At 47.7% G+C, this 754-nt stretch carries 1 protein-coding gene; it reads left to right on the forward strand.

Annotation, left to right across the window (positions count from 1 at the left end):
* The coding region (locus D5R40_RS33525) for a WD40 repeat domain-containing protein (RefSeq protein WP_134239685.1) at positions 1 to 512 on the forward strand (512 nt) is incomplete at its 5' end.
* Between the last annotated feature and the right edge of the window lie 242 nt (positions 513 to 754).

A 754-nucleotide genomic window follows, 5' to 3' on the forward strand; every position in this document is an offset into this window, starting at 1 on the left:
TGTGGAACCGTCAGGGGAAATTATTGCAGACTCTCACCGGCCATGAGAATGAGGTTAATGGTGTAGCATTTAGTCCGGATGGAGAGACGATCGCAACTGCAAGTCGTGACAAAACAGTAAAATTGTGGAACCGTCAGGGGAAATTATTGCAGACTCTCACCGGCCATGAGAATGAGGTCTGGGGTGTAGCATTTAGTCCTGATGGAGAGACGATCGCAACTGCAAGTCGTGACAAAACAGTAAAATTGTGGAACCGTCAGGGGAAATTATTGCAGACTCTCACCGGCCATGAGAATGAGGTTAATGGTGTAGCATTTAGTCCGGATGGAGAGACGATCGCAACTGCAAGTCGTGACAAAACAGTAAAATTGTGGAACGTTTGGAAATTCGATCGCCTCCATGAATGGGGTTGCAACTGGATGCGCGACTACCTCGAAAATAACCCCAATGTCAGTGAAAGCGATCGCCATTTGTGTGACGGTGTTATATCATGTCCGGTTGAACAGTTATAAATAAATAACGGCGGAGTCCTCAGGAGTCAGGAGTCAACCCACCCCTCGCCCCTCCCAACCCACCCCTAACCCCTCCCAGGAGGGGAGGGGAAGTCAGGAGAAAAGAGGGAAGGAAGAAGAACAACTGGAGTTGAAGGAGAAAGTTTTTTTATAACTAATTATCCGGACATAATATTATAAATATAGCGCTGTGCGCAGGGAACAGGGAACAGGGAACAGGGAACAGGGGGAATAAATTGCCG

Source organism: Okeania hirsuta, assembly GCF_003838195.1.
In the GTDB taxonomy this organism is placed as follows: domain Bacteria; phylum Cyanobacteriota; class Cyanobacteriia; order Cyanobacteriales; family Microcoleaceae; genus Okeania; species Okeania hirsuta.